This window comes from Dorea sp. D27 (genome assembly GCF_001185345.1).
Classification (GTDB): domain Bacteria; phylum Bacillota; class Clostridia; order Lachnospirales; family Lachnospiraceae; genus Extibacter.
The window spans coordinates 1-740 of sequence record NZ_KQ236758.1 but is presented as its reverse complement, the minus strand read 5'-3'; the positions used below and the strand labels follow the sequence as shown (position 1 = coordinate 740).

The 740-nt window shown below is 52.4% G+C and carries 1 protein-coding gene; it reads right to left on the bottom strand.

What is annotated here, in order from left to right; all coding sequences use genetic code 11:
* Positions 1–496: 496 nt before the first annotated feature.
* A partial coding sequence (locus HMPREF0980_RS19295; protein WP_207643619.1) for a hypothetical protein occupies positions 497–740 on the bottom strand: 244 nt, incomplete at its 5' end.

Sequence of the window (740 nt, the reverse complement as noted above, 5' to 3'; positions counted from 1 at the left end):
TTTAAGTAAGTTAGGCGGCGGCGGGAGCCGGGTGGCAGATGCTTCGATGCGTACGAGGCTCCGACTATTTCACGTATCCCTAACCCTCCGGAATGCGCGCCGATAGCGGCTTGCATCACGCAGGATAAGGGCTACGGAAAGGATTCTCCGCCTCTCCCGCTTACACCTGCGCATCTCCCACCCGGCTCCCCGCCCGCTATCTACTTCACTTAACAAGGGCGAGGACGGCTGTGTAGCGTTACTAGCCAGCGGATGAACGCTGGCTGTGTCAGCTAGATGGAAAATGATAGCAAGCTTAGTGTATACAACACATACAAATTAGTACGGTGTATATTATCGCAGTTAAACGTTTGCAGCGAGGCGTGCACGCCGTTGCTGGAAGAAGAGCCGGAATCAGGCAAGGGATGTTATCTCATATAACAGCCCTGTACCTGATTCCGGCTCTTCCTCATAATAATTTCATTTTTCAAAGGTTTTCACTCGCTCAGCTTTTTTATTAATATACCGGCACAGATAAATTCCTTCTGACCGCCAGTAACGTCACACAGCCACCCCCGCCCGTGCCAGTAAAGTAGATAGCCGATGGGGAGGCAGGGGACAGATGCGAAGGTATAAGCGGAAGGGACGGAGAATCCTCACCAGATTCCTTAGCTTGTGGGATGAGAGCCGCTATCGGCGAACATTCCACAGGCTTAGGAATCTGTGTGATAGTCGCAGTCCCGGACGCATCGCAGCAGATG